We start from the raw sequence: 14,356 nt of genomic DNA, 5'->3' as shown, positions 1-14,356 counted from the left end.
CACCGCACTGGGTGCGTGCGACGACGGGCGCTTTAGCCCGCAGCCACCTCACGCGTCCGGTTTCCGTACATTTCGGGAACCACCTCCCTTCTCGTGTACGGCAGAGCCTACGAGCCCGTCCCGAGTCGCTCAAGGCATTTACGGCCCCGACTTCGCCCGGGCGGCCGGAGGGGAAAAAACGGGACGATTCGGGGAAGGGGGTGTGGGCTGCGTCACGTTCCAGTTCAATGATCTGACGTGCCGCATACGCGAACACCTGCAGGGGGTGCCAGGTGAGTGTTTCCGGACGTAACGAGACCGCCGACGATCTGCTCGCAGCGCTGCTGGACGGGATGGACGCCGCCCTGTGCGCGTTCGACGCCGACGGCGTGATCACCCACTGGAACCGCGAAGCCGAGCGGATCCTCGGCTGGACCGCCGCCGAGGCCGTCGGCCGGCGCGGGTTCGCCGGCTGGGCGGTGCGCGCGGCCGACGCGCACGACGTGGAGGACCGGCTGATGTCCGCCCAGGACTCGCCCGGCCGGCACGTGCACGAGTTCGCGCTGCTGACCAAGGACGGCGGCCGGGTCCTCGTACGGACCCAGTCCGCCGGGGTGCCTGGCGCGGACGGCAAGCCCGCCGGCGTCTACTGCGCGTTCAGCGAGGTGCACGCGCAGATCGACCTGGAGCGGTCCATCGCCCTGAGCGAGGCGCTGCTGGAGGACGCCTCCTGGGGGGTCGTCCTGGTCGACGTCGACTTACGCCCGGCCGTGGTGAACCTGCACGCCGCCCGCGCCTTCGGGTCCGGGCGCACCGCCCTGCTGGGGCGACCGCTCGGGGAGCTGCTGGCGCAGGGCGTGGAGGAACTGGAGGGCGCGCTCCAGCACGTGCTGGCGGAGGGGGTCCCGCCCGCGCCGCTGGAGCTGTGGGTCTCGGTCCGTACGCCGGAAGGGGTGCGGAGGCGGTGCTGGCGCTCGGGGTTCCTGCGGCTGGCCTCGCCGCTGGCGGAGCTGCCGGTGCCGCTCGGGGTCGGCTGGCTGTTCCAGGACGTCACCGAGGCCAGGCAGGCCGAGCTGGACACCGGGCAGCTGCGGTTCCGGTCCAACCAGCTCTACCGGGCGGGGCGGGCCGCCGCCGAGTGCGAGGACCCGGCGGAGGCAGCCGCCGTACGGCTGGACTTCGCCCTGGCCGGTTTCGCGGAGCACGCGCTGGTGGACGTCCTGGACGTTCCCGACGTCCTCGACGGCCCGGCGGACCCGCGCACCGACCCGGCCGTGCCCGGACGCCGCAGACGGCTCGTCCGCTCGGCGGTGTCGCCGTCGGGGCAGACCCTGCTGCTGCCGGAGCCGGGCGCGATCCCGGTCCGGTACGCGGGCATGCACCCGGCCTTGCAGGCCCTGGACCGGATCGGCCCGGTGCGGGCCAGCGTCCCGGCGGGGGAGCCGCCCGAGGCGTGGGCGCGGGCCCGGCACTGGCCCCCGGACGCGGCGCACGCCCTGTGCACGGTGCTGCGCAGCCGGGGCCGGACCCTGGGCGCGCTGACGTTCCTGCGGGGCGCCTCGCGCCCGGCGTTCGAGCGCGCGGACGCCCTGTACGCGGAGGAGGTGGCGGCCCGGGTCGCGGCGGACCTGGACCTGGCCCGCCACACGACGGGCCGCCCGGCGGACCTCTGAGCCGGGGGCGGCGCCGGCCGGGGCCTTCGCCCGTCCGGCCGGGCCGTCCCCCGCGGACCTCGGCGGCCCGCGCCGCACGGACAGCCCTCAGTGGCGGAAGAAGATCCGGTCGCCGTACTCCTGCATGACGCGGCCGTTCCACTCGTGGCCGCCGTCGACGTTGCCCGAGCGCAGCAGCGGCGGCTGCAGCCCGCGCGTGGCCAGTTCGCCGGCCGCCGCCGCCATCACGGCCTGCATGATCGCGCAGGTCACGACGGTGGAGGCGGGTGCGAAGGGCGCGTCGATGCCGTCGAGGCTCAGCTCGGCGTCGCCGACCGCGATCTTGCTGTCGAGGACGATGTCGCAGTGGTCCTTGAGGAAGGTGCCCGACGCGTGCCGCGACCGGGTCCCGGTCGCGTACGCCACGGAGGTCACGCCGATCACCGTGAGGCCGATGGCGCGGGCGTTCACGGCCATCTCGACCGGCAGGGCGTTGCGCCCCGAAAGGGAAATGATCACGAGGACGTCGCCCTCGGCGGCCGGGCTGCTGTCCAGAACGGCCGCGGCGAGGCCGTCGACGCGCTCCAGGGCGCTTCCGAGGGTGGCCGGCATGACGTCGATGCCCGCGGTGCCGGGCACGGCGAGGAAGTTCATCAGGGCCAGCCCGCCGGCCCGGTAGACCACGTCCTGGGCGGGCAGCGAGGAGTGCCCGGCGCCGAAGGCGAAGAGCCGCTTGCCGCCGGCGACGGCGTCGGCGATGGCCGCCCCCGCCGCGCCGATCGGCCCGGCTTCCTCGTCCCGCACCCGCTCCAGCAGGCCGATGGCGGCGTCGAAGAACTGCCCGGCCAGCTTGCTCTCGCTCATACGCCGAAGGCCCTTCCAGGGGTGGGGTGCGGGTGGGTTGCGCCGGTGTCCGCCGCGGTGTCCGCCGCTCACCGTGCGGTCTGGACCAAGGGCGTGTCAATACGAACGTCAATCCGGGGGGCGCGGAGCCCGTGGGCGTGGGAGGGGCCCGGGCGGACGTCCCGTACCGGCCTTGACGTTCGGCACGGGACGGTTGTCGGCCCGATGCGTCAGAATTGGGGGCAGGGCCAGCGCACGCAATCCGAGGGGCACGAATGTCCGGACTGATCGACACGACGGAGATGTACCTCCGCACCATCCTCGAACTGGAAGAGGAAGGCGTGGTCCCCATGCGAGCCCGGATCGCCGAGCGGCTCGATCAGAGCGGCCCGACGGTGAGCCAGACGGTCGCCCGGATGGAGCGCGACGGCCTGGTGGCCGTCGCCAGCGACCGGCACCTGGAGCTGACGGAGGAGGGGCGGCGGCTGGCGACGCGCGTGATGCGCAAGCACCGGCTGGCCGAGTGCCTGCTCGTCGACGTCATCGGGCTGGAGTGGGAGCAGGTGCACGCCGAGGCCTGCCGCTGGGAGCACGTGATGAGCGAGGCGGTGGAGCGGCGGGTGCTGGAGCTGCTGCGCCACCCGACGGAGTCGCCGTACGGGAACCCGATCCCGGGGCTGGAGGAGCTGGGCGAGAAGGCCGAGGCGGACCCGTTCCTGGAGGCCGGCATGGTCAGCCTCTCGGAGCTGGACCCGGGCGCCGAGGGCAAGACCGTGGTGGTGCGCCGGATCGGCGAGCCGATCCAGACCGACGCCCAGCTGATGTACACGCTGCGGCGGGCCGGGGTGCAGCCCGGGTCGGTGGTCAGCGTGACGGAGTCCCCGGGCGGGGTGCTGGTCGGCAGCGGCGGCGAGGCCGCGGAGCTGGGGGCGGAGATCGCCTCGCACGTGTTCGTCGCGAAGCGCTGACGGCGCGGCGGGTGACGCAAGCGGTCCCGGCGCCTTGCGGCGCCGGGACCGATCCTCCCCTGACTGACCTGGAGCCCCGAGCTCTCAAGGTCATCCCCTTCGGACCGTCTTCCCCGAGCGGCCCGCCTCCCTGCTGAAAGGATCTCCATCGGCAGCGGCGGCCAATCCTTGAGCAAGGTCACTCGAAAGAGCGGTGTTGTCGGCGAGAGCGCCATTTTCGAATACGGGTTCGATACCCTGACGGGGATCGAAGGGGGTGCATCTGCGGTGGTACAGCGCATCGATGTCACAGGGGCCGACGGCGTACGCCTGGCCGCCTGGGAGTTCCTCGCACCGGGCCGCGGGACCCGTGGCGAACCCCGTACGCCCGAGGAACCCGAGCGGCCCTCGGTCCTGTTACTCCACGGCCTGATGGGCCGCGCCCTGCACTGGGCCGGAACCGCCCGCTGGCTCGCCGAGGACCGCCGGGTCGTGGCACTGGACCAGCGCGGGCACGGTCAGAGCGGCCGTCCGCCGACCGGCTCCCCGTCTCCCGCCGCATTCGGGCGCGAAGCCTTCGTCGCCGATGCCGAGGCCGCCGTCGAACAGCTCGGCCTCGCCCCCGTCACCCTGATCGGCCATTCCATGGGCGCCCTCACCGCCTGGCAGCTCGCGGCCCGCCGCCCGGAGCTGGTGGAGGCCCTGGTCATCTGCGACATGCGGGCCTCCGCGCTCGGCGAGGCCTCGCAGCGGGAGTGGGAGGACTGGTTCCACCGCTGGCCGCTGCCCTTCCCCACCCAGGACGCGGCCCGCCGCTGGTTCGGCGAGGACGACCCCCGGGTGGACCGCCCCGACCCCGGCCGCGGCGCGTTCTTCGCCGAGGTCATGCACCAGGCCGAGGACGGCTGGCGCCCCCTCTTCTCCCGCCGCCAGATGCTGACGGCCCGTGAGACGTGGGTCCACGACGCGCACTGGGAGGAGCTGGCCCAGGTCCGCTGCCCCACGCTGGTCGTGCGCGGGCTCGACGGCGAACTGGGCCGCGCCGAAGCCCAGGAGATGGTCCGCGTCCTGCCTGCCGGCCGGTACGCGGAGATCCCCGATGCCGGCCACTACCTGCACTACGACCAGCCGGCCGCCTGGCGGGCGGTCCTGGAGCCCTTCCTCGACGGCGTCAGGGCCGCTTCCTGACAAACTCGCAGAAACCACCAGCGGTTCGCGCGCGCCGGCACCGAGGATGCGGGGAGGTGGCTCCCGCGGGCGGGGCGTGGTGGAGAGGGATGCGAGACGTGGACGAACATGAACTGCTGGCCGACCGGTTCGAGGAGCACCGCGCGCACCTCAAAGCCGTGGCCTACCGGATGCTGGGCTCCCTCGGCGAGGCGGAGGACGCCGTGCAGGAGGCCTGGCTGCGGCTCGGCCGCAGTGACGTCGGCGCGGTGGAGAACCTCGGCGGGTGGCTGACGACCGTGGTGTCGCGGCTGTGCCTGGACACCCTGCGCTCACGTGCGGCCCGGCGCGAGGATCCGCTGGAGAGCAGCTTCATGCCGGATCCCGTCGTCAGCCGTGAGGCGGTGACCGATCCCGAGCAGCAGGCGATGCTGGCCGACTCGGTGGGGCTGGCGCTGATGGTGGTGCTGGAGTCGCTCTCGCCGGCCGAGCGGCTCTCGTTCGTGCTGCACGACATGTTCGCCGTGCCCTTCGACGAGATCGCCCCGATGCTGGAGAAGTCGCCCGTGGCCGTACGGCAGTTGGCGAGCCGTGCGCGCCGCCGGGTGCAGGGCCGGGCCGCCGTCCCGGACCCCGACCTCGGCGCACAGCGCCGGGTGGTCGACGCGTTCTTCGCCGCGGCCCGCGAAGGCGACTTCGAGGCGCTCGTCGCGGTGCTGCACCCCGACATCGTCCTGCGCTCCGACGGCGGCGCGGCACGCCCCGGCCGCATGGTCGTCGTCAACGGCGCCCGGACCGTGGCCGGGCAGGCGCTCCTGTTCAGCGGCCTGTCGCCGTTCGTCCGCCCGGCGCTGATCAACGGCGCCGCGGGCGTGGTCGTCTCCGAGAACGGGCGTCCACTGTCGGTCATGGCCTTCACCGTCACCGACGGCCTGATCGTCAGCATCGACTCCCTCGGCGACCCCGACCGCCTCGCCTCGCTCGACCTGGCCGGCATCGAGACCGAGTCCTAGGCGCTCAGGCCCCAGGGGGCTCAGTCCGCCATGTGGGGCAGCCAGCCGCGCTGGACCGCCCGTACGCCGAACTCGAAGCGGCTGCGGGCGTTCAGCCGGTCCATCAGGTCCGTGGCCAGCCGACGGGCGGTGCGCGAGGAGACCGCCAGCCGCTTGGCGATCGCCTCGTCCGTCAGGCCTTGGGCCAGCAGCCGGATGACGGTGGTCTCCTGCGGGCTGAGGCCGCCCTCGTCACGGGCCGTCCCGGCCGTCCCCAGCGGGCGCGCGGCACCCCAGACGTTGTCGAAGAGCGCGCAGAGCGCCATCAGCGTGCCCTCCCCGGTCAGCACCACCGCGCCCGCCGCGCTGTCCTCGCTGCTGACCGGGATGACGGCGGTCGACTTATCGAAGATCATCAGCCGGGTGGGCAGCTCCGGAGCGGTCCGCACCTCGCCGCCGAGTTCCCCCAGCCAGGTCGCGTAGGCCACCGTCGTCTGACTGTTGCGGACGCTGTCGAGGAAGAGCGAGCGCATCCGCACACCCCGGCCGAGCAGCGCCTGGTCATTGGGTTTCGACGCTTCCAGACTCTCCGCACGGTGCCCGCCGCCCGGTGCGAACGTCATCAGGTCGGTGCGGGCCTCGTGCGCCAGGCCCGCGATCCGGTCACGGATGGCGTCCAGGCCCAGCAGCTGCTCCACACCCGGGCTGGACGAGGCCGGCGTCAGGTCGGCGAACTCGGCGATGAGTTGCGTGGCCGCGGCCCGTGAGGCCTCGATCCGCAGCTGCTGGGCGGCGAGTTCCGCCTGCTGGCGCGCCATGAGGAGCTCCATGCCGACCTCGGGCGACACCGCGCGCAGCTGACCCTGCCGCTCGTAGGACGGACGGACCAGCGCCAGTTCGCTGAGGAGGTCCAGGCTGCGCCGGACGTCCCCTTCGGGTGCGCCGAGGCGGTCGGCGAGGGTGGCAACGCCCTCCGCCGGGTGAGCGAGCATGGTGCGGTAGACGGCCTCTGACGTGGCGTCGAGGCCGAGAGTGGCGAGCACAGCGGTTCCCCCCGTGTGAGCCCTTTTTCGAACAAGGTGACTGCATCGTCGCACGTCGTCACCGATGGGCAAAGCGCGTGGACGGTTCCGGCCAGGGCCCCAACAGTCCAGGTCAGAGCCCTGTGGCCGCTCCGCGGGGTTCGGCAGAGTGGCGCGCATGTACCTCATCCACGTGGGCCTGCGCGCCCCGTCGGCGGAAGCTGCCCTTCCGCCACAAGCAGCCGATCTCGTGCGCGCCCAGGCGCCCGCCCACATCCCGGTGGAGCACGTCTCCGCCCACCCGCACGCGCAGCCGTCCCCCGTCCTCGGGGTCTACCTCCTCGCGGACGGCCTGGAGGAGGCGGAACACCGCGCGGAGGCGCTGTGCCGCCGTGCGACGAGGGCGGTCCCCGAGCTGAGCGGATGGTCGGTCGGCCGGGTCGGCGCGCCCTTGGTGACGGCGTACTACGAGCGGCTCCTGGAGGCCGCTTCCGGCCTTGCTGGCCGGATTGGTCCAGGGCCGTTTCCGTCCACCTGAAAGCCCTTCCATAGCCCCTGACCTGCGACGAAAGTAGTGATCGCCAGCAGGGAACAGCACACGGACCCGGCAGGCGAGACCGGAAGAGACGTCACCGCGGGACGCGAATCCGGACACCGAAACCGCTTCGCCCCAGCTCTCGCAAAAGGACCTCTGCCATGCTTCGCACCCGCTTCGCCCAGGCCGCCGCGGTCACCACCTTCGCCCTCGCCGCCCTCGCCCCGGTAGCGGCCTCCCAGCTGACCGCCGCCCACACCGCCCACACCACCGCCACCACCGTGTGGGAGACGGCCCCGGCCGGCAAGTCCACCACCGTCTGGGAGTAACACCCCTTCCGGGCAGACCGCTTGCGCCACCGCTTGCCCCACCGCTCCACCCGGCGCCCCGTGCCACCCGCCTGACAGCTGCTCCTGCAGGGCAGCCGTCCGCGTGATCACGGCGCGACGCCCCCCCCGACTTCCGGCCTTCGCCAGGCCCCCGCCCGCGGTCACCGCAGCGCCCCCCGACTTCCGGCCTTCACCAGGCCCGCGCCTGCGGCCACCGCAGCGCCCCCACACTTCTCTCACCGCCCCGTCAGGAGCTTCGCCATGTCCCGCGCCCTCAAGGCCACCGCCATCCGCCTCACCTCCGCCTCCGCCCTGGCCGTCACCGTGCTCACCGCGGTCGGTGCCGCCCCCGCCAGCGCCTCGCCGCTGACCGACGGCATCTCGGCCACGGCCCGCGCCGAGAACGGCAACGGGGCCTGCGCCCACGGCGGGTACGTCGGCGGCCCCAACCAGTCCAGCAGCTGCTACGGCGGCACCACCACGGCCCACGCCTGGTGTGCGGACTTCGCCGGCTGGGTCTGGGCCCGCAACGGGGTCACCGGTCTGTCCACCCTGGACGACAGAGCGGCCAGCTTCATGGACTACGGCAAGAAGTACGGGACGATCTCCAGCACGCCGCACGTCGGTGACGCGGTCGTCTACAACTACAACGGCAGCGACTACGCCGACCACGTGGCCCTCGTCACCGCGGTCTCCGGCGGCTCGGTCACCATCACCGGCGGCAACCAGGGCGGCAGGCCCGGCCACGTCAGCACCAACTCCACCTCCTCCTACAGCGTCGGCTCGGCTCCCTGGGGCCAGCGGATCAGCGGCTACGTCTCGCCGGCCGGCAGCAACACCCCCACGCTCCCCAACCCGGCCACCCTGCCCGCCGGAACGCTGGTGAAGTCGCCGAACGGCCCGGACGTCAAGGTCATCATCAACGGTGCGGGCATCCCGGTCGCGGCATCCGACGTCACCCCGGACAAGTACGACCTGAGCAAGATCGTGCTGGTGGACGACACGGCCTTCCGGGCCCTGCCGAGCGCCCCCGCCTCCGGCACCGTGGTCCACGACCTGGCCGGCGGCGCCAACCGCTACGTGATCATCGACGGCACGGCGCTGCTGATCGGAGCCGAGGACTGGACCGCGGCCGGCTACAACACCCGTGCCGACATGGGGGTTCCCACCGCCTGGCTGCAGAACGCCGCGCAGCGGCAGCTGACGACCGGCATCGTGGTGATGGACCAGACCGGCAAGGACCCGAAGCGTTACGTGATGGTCGACGGCGCGGCCCTTTACATCTCGGGCACTGAGTGGACCGCCGACGAGTACAACACGCAGACGCTGATGGGCGTTCCGGGCGAGTGGCTGAAGGCCGCGGCGAAGAAGGTCCCCTCGACCGGCACCGTCCTGATGGACCAGTCGGGCACCGACCCGTCCCGCTACGTGATGCTGAACGGAGCGGCGCTGCACATCTCGGCCGCCGAGTGGACCGCCAACGGATACGACAAGCGTTCCCTGATGGGTGTCCCCGGCGGCTGGCTGGCCTCGACGGTGGCCACCCAGGTCTCCAACGGCACGATCGTGAAGGACGCCTCGGGCGCCGACTCGACGGTCTACGTGATGGCGGGCGGGGTCGCGGTCCCGCTGACCTATGCGGACTTCACGGCCTTCGGCTACGACAAGCGTCCGCTGGAGGGTGCGCCGGGCGAGTGGCTGCGGTCCGCCGCCGCGAAGGCCGCCCCGGCCGACGGCACGATGCTGCTGTCGCCCGACAGCAACACCGTCTGGCAGGTCACCGCCGGCAAGAAGAAGGCGATGACCGCCGACCAGTTCGGCGAGGGCAAGCTCAGCTTCAACGACGTGGTCAGCGTCCCGAGCGCCTTCACGGCGAAGTTCCCCACGGTCTGACCGGGACACGCAAGAGCCCGGCCCGCACTCCCTCGGGAGCGCGGGCCGGGCTCCGGCCGTCAGCCCTTGCTGACCGCCGTCAGGATCTCGGGGATGCGGCGGGCCGCCAGGGGGGCCGCCAGGCGCAGGCCCGCCCAGGCCGCCAGGGCGGCCCATACGATGCCCAGCGGCAGGACCGTCCAGGCGAGGGACTGCTGTTCCGGGGTGGTGGCGAAGTAGACCGTCACCGTGATCACCGGGGCGCAGATCACCGCCGAAGCGAGCATGCCGCCGAAGATGCTCAGCCAGGCGAGCCCGGCCTGGCCCGGCGCCACGTTCTTGAACGCGCCGTCCGTGGGGATCGAGTACGGGAAACGGACCGAGGCCAGCGCGCCCGTGCACAGCATCGCGCCCAGCAGGGCCAGCGCCAGGCCCAGGGCCGCGGGGAAGTAGGACCAGTTGCCGACCAGCCCGGCGGTGACCGCCGTGACCAGGACCGTGTACGGGACGGTGACCAGGGCCAGCGCCCCGGCGCGGGCCCGCATCTCCACGAAGACGTCGCGCGGGCTCGACAGGGTCTGCGCGACCATCCAGAACGCGGAGGTGTCCTGCCCGAACTGGTTGTACATCTGGATGCCGAGCATGCCCGAGCCGAAACAGGCGAGGTAGAGCGAGCCGGTCCCCTGGAGGGCGTTGAACACCGGCACGATCAGGCCCACGGCCAGCGCCGTCACCCAGGCCGACTTCGTCTTCGGGTCGCGCAGCACGTACCGCAGGGTGCGCTGCATCGCGGCGCCCGTGCGGCCGCCGGGCAGCAGGGCCCAGAAGCCCGTGCCGGCCTCGCGGTCCTTGCGCGGCGCGGCGGCCGCGAGGGTCGAACCGTCCGGAGTGACCATCAGCTTGGTCAGGCTGCGCTCCCAGAACCACACGAGCCCGGCCAGGGCGGTGAGCGTGATCACCAGCTGGGCAGCGGCGACCGCGTAGTCGCCCTTGCTCGCTGAGTCCACCATGCCCACCGCCGTCGCGGGCGGCAGCCAGCGGACCACCGCCTCCGCCGGCTCCAGGTGGGCCAGTCCGCCCGGCTGGAACAGGCGCTGACTGGCGAAGTTGGCCACCTGGGCGCCGATCGCGATCAGCAGGCCGCTGAGCAGCGCGAGGTCACGGCCCTTGCGGCTGGACAGCAACCGTACGTTGGCGGTGGCCACGGCCCGCGCCAGGCTCACGTAGAACAGCAGCAGCAGCGGAACGGCGAGGACGGCGAACACCGTCCCGGCCGCGTCCCGCGCGACCGCCACCACCGAGCCGACGGCCAGGCAGAGCGTGAACAGGGGCCCGATGCCGACCAGCGAGGACGCCAGCAGGGCCCGGACGAGCGGACGCGGGCGCAGCGGCAGCATCACCAGCCGGCTCGGGTCGAGAGTCTCGTCACCGCTCGGAAAGAACAGCGGCATGAAGCTCCAGGTCAGCGCCAGGATCGCCGCGAGGATCACGACGACCGTCCCCGCATGCGCGTTGCCGTGCAGCAGGGCCAGCCCCAGCGTGACGAAGAAGCCCACCACCAACGCCAGCGCGAGGGTGCCGAACCAGGCCGCCTTGCGCTTCGAGGAGCCCTTCAGCCCGTTCTTGAGCAGCGACAGCTTGAGACGGACGAAGAGCCGCGTCAGGGAGGGGGCCGGGGCGGCGGTGACGGGTGCCGTCGGGGCGGCCGCGGTGACCGGGGCGCTCATCGGCCGCCGCCCAGCCAGTCCAGGGACTCGCCCGCGGCGCGGTCCTGCGCCCCGACGAGTTCCAGGAACGCGTTCTGGAGGGAGGGCGCGTCACCCCGTACGTCCGCCAGCGGGCCCGCGGCGCGGATGTGGCCGCCGGCCATGACGGCCACCCAGTCGCACAGCGACTCGACGAGCTCCATCACGTGGGAGGAGAACACGACGGTGGCACCGGAGGCGGTGTAACGTTCCAGCACTCCGCGGATCGTCTGCGCGGACACCGGGTCGACACCCTCGAACGGCTCGTCCAGGAAAAGGACTTCCGGGTTGTGGAGCAACGCGGCCGCCAGGCCGATCTTCTTGCGCATGCCGGTCGAGTAGTCCACGACCAGCTTGTGCTGCGAGCCGGCGAGGTCCAGCACGTCCAGCAGCTGCGTCGCCCGCTTGTCCGTCTCCTCGCCCGGCAGACCGCGCAGCCGGCCCATGTAGCCGAGCAGTTCCCGGCCGGAGAGCCGCTCGAAGAGCCGCAGGCCCTCCGGCAGGACGCCGATCCGCGACTTCACCTCGACCGGGTCGGCCCAGACGTCGTGCCCTGCGACGAACACCCGTCCCATGTCGGGGCGCAGCAGTCCGGTCACCATCGACAGCGTGGTCGTCTTGCCCGCGCCGTTCGGTCCGACGAGCCCGATGAACCGGCCCGCCGGGATCTCCAGGTCGATACCGGCCACGGCCACTTGCTCGCCGAACCGCTTCCACAGCCCCTCTATCCGCACGGCGGCGGGCGGCGCGGATCGCACGCCACCCGCTGAGCCGCCCGTCATGCCCGTCGTCGCATCACCCTGGTCCGGCATGCGCCTGCCTCTCGTTCTGATCCCCGTGGTCGTACTTTCCTCACCATATGAGGAGGGAACGAGTCGGCAGCAGTTACTTATGTCATGAACTCAAGACAGCGTGAGTTCGCAGGGCGTGGTTCCCGGAGGACGTGGTTCTCGCAGGGCGCGGGCCCGGAGGTCGTGGGCTCAGGCGCTCTGCCCGGCGCGGGCCGCGGCCGCCTGGCTGCCGCAGGTGTAGGCGAGCGCGTCGATCAGCTCCTCCGTGTCCGGCAGCCACCGGTTCGCCGGAGTGGGCCTGCGCGCCCACTGCACCGGGCCGCGGCCGCCGAGGCGGGTGGGCGGCGCGGCGACGTACTCGCCCTCGCCCCGCGCGATCATGTCGATCGCGGGCGCCGACCAGCCCAGCTTCCGTACGAGGTCCGGCACCTTCGCCCCGGCTCCGGGCAGGACGAAGAACAGCATCCGGTGGTCCGGGGTGAGGGTGACCGGGCCGAGGGTGCGCTGCATCCGCTCCAGTCGGGCCACGGCGTGGATCCCGGCGGCCGACGGCACGTCGATGGCGTCGAAGGTCCGGCCGGTCGGCAGCAGGATGGAGGCGCGCGGCTGCTTCGCCCAGATCCGGCGCACCTGCACCGCGCTGCCGGTGGCCAGCGCCGCCCAGTCCTCCACCGCCGGGTGCGCGCCGGGCGCCGTACAGTCGAGGTCCCCGCAGGAGCACACCTCGCGGCCGTCGCCGGCCTCCAGCCAGGTGCCCGCGAAGACGTCCCAGTGCCGTTCTTCCGCGTACCGCACGGCATGGTCCAGCAGCTGCTCGCCGCGCTGCTTGGGGATGGCTGCGGTCTCCGTGACTCCGATGGTCTCTTCCACGCCCATCACAACTGCCGCACCCACCGGGGGTTACGGGCGTAAACCGGCCCGTGGGCGGAGCATCGATCCTGCAAATGGGGCGCACGGAAGCACGTGCGGGGGCGCGTAGGAGCCCGGAGCGCGGTCCGTGGGTAGCGACACCACGCAGAGACGAAGATTCTCCGCACATCAGGCGGGAAGTGATCATTCCATCGCTCTCCCGCGGCTTCAGGGGGTTTTCATGGCAGCCAGGCCTCTCCTCGCCCGCCAGCCGAACGAACGGCTGCAGGCGCTCATCCAGGAAGCCGGGTGCTCCAATGCCGGGCTCGCCCGGCGCGTGAACATGTGCGGGGCCGAGCACGGCCTCGATCTGCGCTACGACAAGACGTCCGTGGCCCGTTGGCTGCGCGGCCAGCAGCCGCGCGGCCGGGCGCCCGGCATCATCGCCGAGGCGATCGGCCGCAAACTCGGCCGGACCGTCACCATCGACGAGATCGGCATGGCCAACGGCAAGAACCTCGCCTCCGGCGTCGGCCTGCAGTTCTCCCCGACCGTCATCGGCGCCATCGAGCAGGTCAGCGAGCTGTGGCGGAGCGACGTCGGCCGCCGCGACTTCCTCTCCGGCTCCAGCGTGGCCGCCTCCGCCCTCGTCGAACCCAGCCGTGACTGGCTGATCACCGGCGCCGACCCGCAGGTGGCCCGCAACAGCGGCTCGCGCGTCGGGATGCCCGACGTCGAAGCGGTACGGGCCACCACCGAGGCCCTCAAGGAACTCGACCACCGCTTCGGCAGCGGGCACGTGCGCCCGGTGGTGGTGCACTACCTCAACTCCGTGGTGTCGGGGCTGATCGGGGGCTCCTACCGGGAGCCGGTCGGGCGGGCGCTGTTCGCGGCCGTGGCCCGGCTGACGGAACTGGCGGGCTACATGGCGGTGGACACGGGCCAGCCGGGCCTGGCCCAGCGCTACTACATCCAGGCGCTACGGCTGGCCCAGGCGGCCGGTGACCGCGCGTACGGCGGCTACGTCCTGGCCGCGTCCATGAGCCACCTCGCCGCCGAACTCGGCAACCCCAGGGAGATCGCGCAGCTGGCTCGGGCCGCGCAGGAGGGCACGCGCGGGCAGGTCACCCCGAGGGTGGAGGCCATGTTCTACGCCGCCGAGGCGCGCGGGCACGCGCTGCTGGGCGACGCCCGGGCCACGGCGGTGCTGTCGGGGCGGGCGGTGACCGCGCTGGAGCGGGCCGAGCCGGAGGCGGGCGACGACCCGGTGTGGATCCGCCACTTCGACCGGGCCTACCTCGCGGACGAACTGGCCCACTGCCACCGGGACCTCGGCCAGGCCGACGCGGCGGCCAGGCGGGCCGAGGAGGCGCTGCGGGGCCTGCCCGGGACCAAGGCGCGGCGCCGGGCGATCGGTCTGCTGCTGCTGGCGGCGGCGCAGGTCCAGCAGCGGGAGGTGGAGCAGGCGTGCCAGACGGCGTCGAAGGCCGCCGACCTGCTGGACTCCCTGCGGACCCGGCGCGGGGCGGAGTACCTGGAGGACTTCCGGACCCGGCTGGAGCCGTACCGCGAGGAGGCGGCGGTGCGGGAGTTCGTGGCCCGGCTGGAGGTGGCGGCGGCCTGAGGCGGGGGG

The 14,356-nt window shown here is 72.9% G+C and carries 13 protein-coding genes; 8 read left to right on the top strand and 5 right to left on the bottom strand.

The window, feature by feature from the left end; all coding sequences use genetic code 11:
• The first annotated feature begins 272 nt into the window (after positions 1-272).
• Positions 273-1,652 carry a PAS domain-containing protein gene (locus OG861_RS13990; protein ID WP_329197205.1) on the top strand — a complete coding sequence of 460 codons (1,380 nt, stop codon included), beginning with the start codon at positions 273-275 and terminating at the stop codon, positions 1,650-1,652.
• 87 nt (positions 1,653-1,739) lie between these two features.
• Here the strand turns inward: OG861_RS13990 and OG861_RS13985 are convergent, their stop codons facing one another.
• Positions 1,740-2,495: an SIS domain-containing protein gene (locus tag OG861_RS13985; protein ID WP_329197207.1), complete on the bottom strand. Its 756-nt coding sequence runs from the start codon at positions 2,493-2,495 to the stop codon at positions 1,740-1,742.
• 254 nt (positions 2,496-2,749) lie between these two features.
• Between OG861_RS13985 and OG861_RS13980 the strand changes: the two genes are divergently transcribed.
• The 3 genes from OG861_RS13980 to sigJ all read left to right on the top strand — a co-directional run bounded on the left by OG861_RS13980 (position 2,750) and on the right by sigJ (position 5,601).
• A complete protein-coding gene (locus tag OG861_RS13980; protein WP_329197209.1) occupies positions 2,750-3,442 on the top strand; it encodes a metal-dependent transcriptional regulator in 693 nt (230 codons plus the stop codon).
• Positions 3,443-3,709: 267 nt separating this feature from the next.
• On the top strand, positions 3,710-4,609 hold the full coding sequence (locus tag OG861_RS13975; protein WP_329197210.1) for an alpha/beta fold hydrolase: 900 nt from the start codon (positions 3,710-3,712) through the stop codon (positions 4,607-4,609).
• 98 nt (positions 4,610-4,707) lie between these two features.
• Complete coding sequence (sigJ, locus tag OG861_RS13970; protein ID WP_329197212.1) at positions 4,708-5,601, top strand: RNA polymerase sigma factor SigJ; 894 nt, start codon at positions 4,708-4,710, stop codon at positions 5,599-5,601.
• 20 nt (positions 5,602-5,621) lie between these two features.
• On the opposite strand, the gene OG861_RS13965 is transcribed toward sigJ, so the two are convergent.
• Positions 5,622-6,623, bottom strand: a complete 1,002-nt coding sequence (locus OG861_RS13965; RefSeq protein WP_329197213.1) for a LuxR C-terminal-related transcriptional regulator — start codon at positions 6,621-6,623, stop codon at positions 5,622-5,624.
• A gap of 157 nt (positions 6,624-6,780) precedes the next feature.
• Between OG861_RS13965 and OG861_RS13960 the strand changes: the two genes are divergently transcribed.
• From OG861_RS13960 to OG861_RS13950, 3 genes are all read left to right on the top strand, one after another.
• Positions 6,781-7,140, top strand: coding sequence for a hypothetical protein (locus OG861_RS13960; RefSeq protein WP_329197215.1), 360 nt, complete (start codon positions 6,781-6,783; stop codon positions 7,138-7,140).
• 158 nt (positions 7,141-7,298) lie between these two features.
• On the top strand, positions 7,299-7,466 hold the full coding sequence (locus OG861_RS13955) for a hypothetical protein (protein ID WP_329197217.1): 168 nt from the start codon (positions 7,299-7,301) through the stop codon (positions 7,464-7,466).
• A 261-nt stretch (positions 7,467-7,727) separates the two neighbouring features.
• Entirely contained in the window at positions 7,728-9,359 is a 1,632-nt protein-coding gene (locus OG861_RS13950; protein WP_329197219.1) for a CHAP domain-containing protein, read from the top strand.
• Positions 9,360-9,418: 59 nt separating this feature from the next.
• Here the strand turns inward: OG861_RS13950 and OG861_RS13945 are convergent, their stop codons facing one another.
• From OG861_RS13945 to OG861_RS13935, 3 genes are all read right to left on the bottom strand, one after another.
• Positions 9,419-11,065: a transporter gene (locus tag OG861_RS13945; protein ID WP_329197221.1), complete on the bottom strand. Its 1,647-nt coding sequence runs from the start codon at positions 11,063-11,065 to the stop codon at positions 9,419-9,421.
• Entirely contained in the window at positions 11,062-11,895 is an 834-nt protein-coding gene (locus tag OG861_RS13940) for an ABC transporter ATP-binding protein (RefSeq protein WP_443056572.1), read from the bottom strand. Before OG861_RS13940 ends, OG861_RS13945 begins: the two co-directional genes overlap by 4 nt.
• A gap of 168 nt (positions 11,896-12,063) precedes the next feature.
• A complete protein-coding gene (locus OG861_RS13935; RefSeq protein WP_443056573.1) occupies positions 12,064-12,750 on the bottom strand; it encodes a bifunctional DNA primase/polymerase in 687 nt (228 codons plus the stop codon).
• Positions 12,751-12,964: 214 nt separating this feature from the next.
• On the opposite strand from OG861_RS13935, the gene OG861_RS13930 reads away from it, so the two are divergent.
• Positions 12,965-14,347, top strand: coding sequence for a transcriptional regulator (locus OG861_RS13930; protein ID WP_329197225.1), 1,383 nt, complete (start codon positions 12,965-12,967; stop codon positions 14,345-14,347).
• Positions 14,348-14,356 lie beyond the last annotated feature (9 nt).

Source organism: Streptomyces sp. NBC_00539, from assembly GCF_036346105.1.
Classification (GTDB): Bacteria; Actinomycetota; Actinomycetes; order Streptomycetales; family Streptomycetaceae; genus Streptomyces.
The sequence above is the reverse complement of the archived record's forward strand: the minus strand, read 5'-3'. Positions and strand labels throughout refer to the sequence as shown.

Excerpts from the sequence above, each read along its gene's own strand:
- OG861_RS13940 (WP_443056572.1), bottom strand. The coding sequence starts at position 11,895 with ATGCCGGACCAGGGTGATGCGACGACGGGCATGACGGGCGGCTCAGCG.
- OG861_RS13945 (WP_329197221.1), bottom strand. The coding sequence starts at position 11,065 with ATGAGCGCCCCGGTCACCGCGGCCGCCCCGACGGCACCCGTCACCGCC.
- OG861_RS13980 (WP_329197209.1), top strand. The coding sequence starts at position 2,750 with ATGTCCGGACTGATCGACACGACGGAGATGTACCTCCGCACCATCCTC.
- OG861_RS13950 (WP_329197219.1), top strand. The coding sequence starts at position 7,728 with ATGTCCCGCGCCCTCAAGGCCACCGCCATCCGCCTCACCTCCGCCTCC.
- OG861_RS13935 (WP_443056573.1), bottom strand. The coding sequence starts at position 12,750 with ATGGGCGTGGAAGAGACCATCGGAGTCACGGAGACCGCAGCCATCCCC.
- OG861_RS13960 (WP_329197215.1), top strand. The coding sequence starts at position 6,781 with ATGTACCTCATCCACGTGGGCCTGCGCGCCCCGTCGGCGGAAGCTGCC.
- OG861_RS13985 (WP_329197207.1), bottom strand. The coding sequence starts at position 2,495 with ATGAGCGAGAGCAAGCTGGCCGGGCAGTTCTTCGACGCCGCCATCGGC.
- OG861_RS13930 (WP_329197225.1), top strand. The coding sequence starts at position 12,965 with ATGGCAGCCAGGCCTCTCCTCGCCCGCCAGCCGAACGAACGGCTGCAG.
- OG861_RS13955 (WP_329197217.1), top strand. The coding sequence starts at position 7,299 with ATGCTTCGCACCCGCTTCGCCCAGGCCGCCGCGGTCACCACCTTCGCC.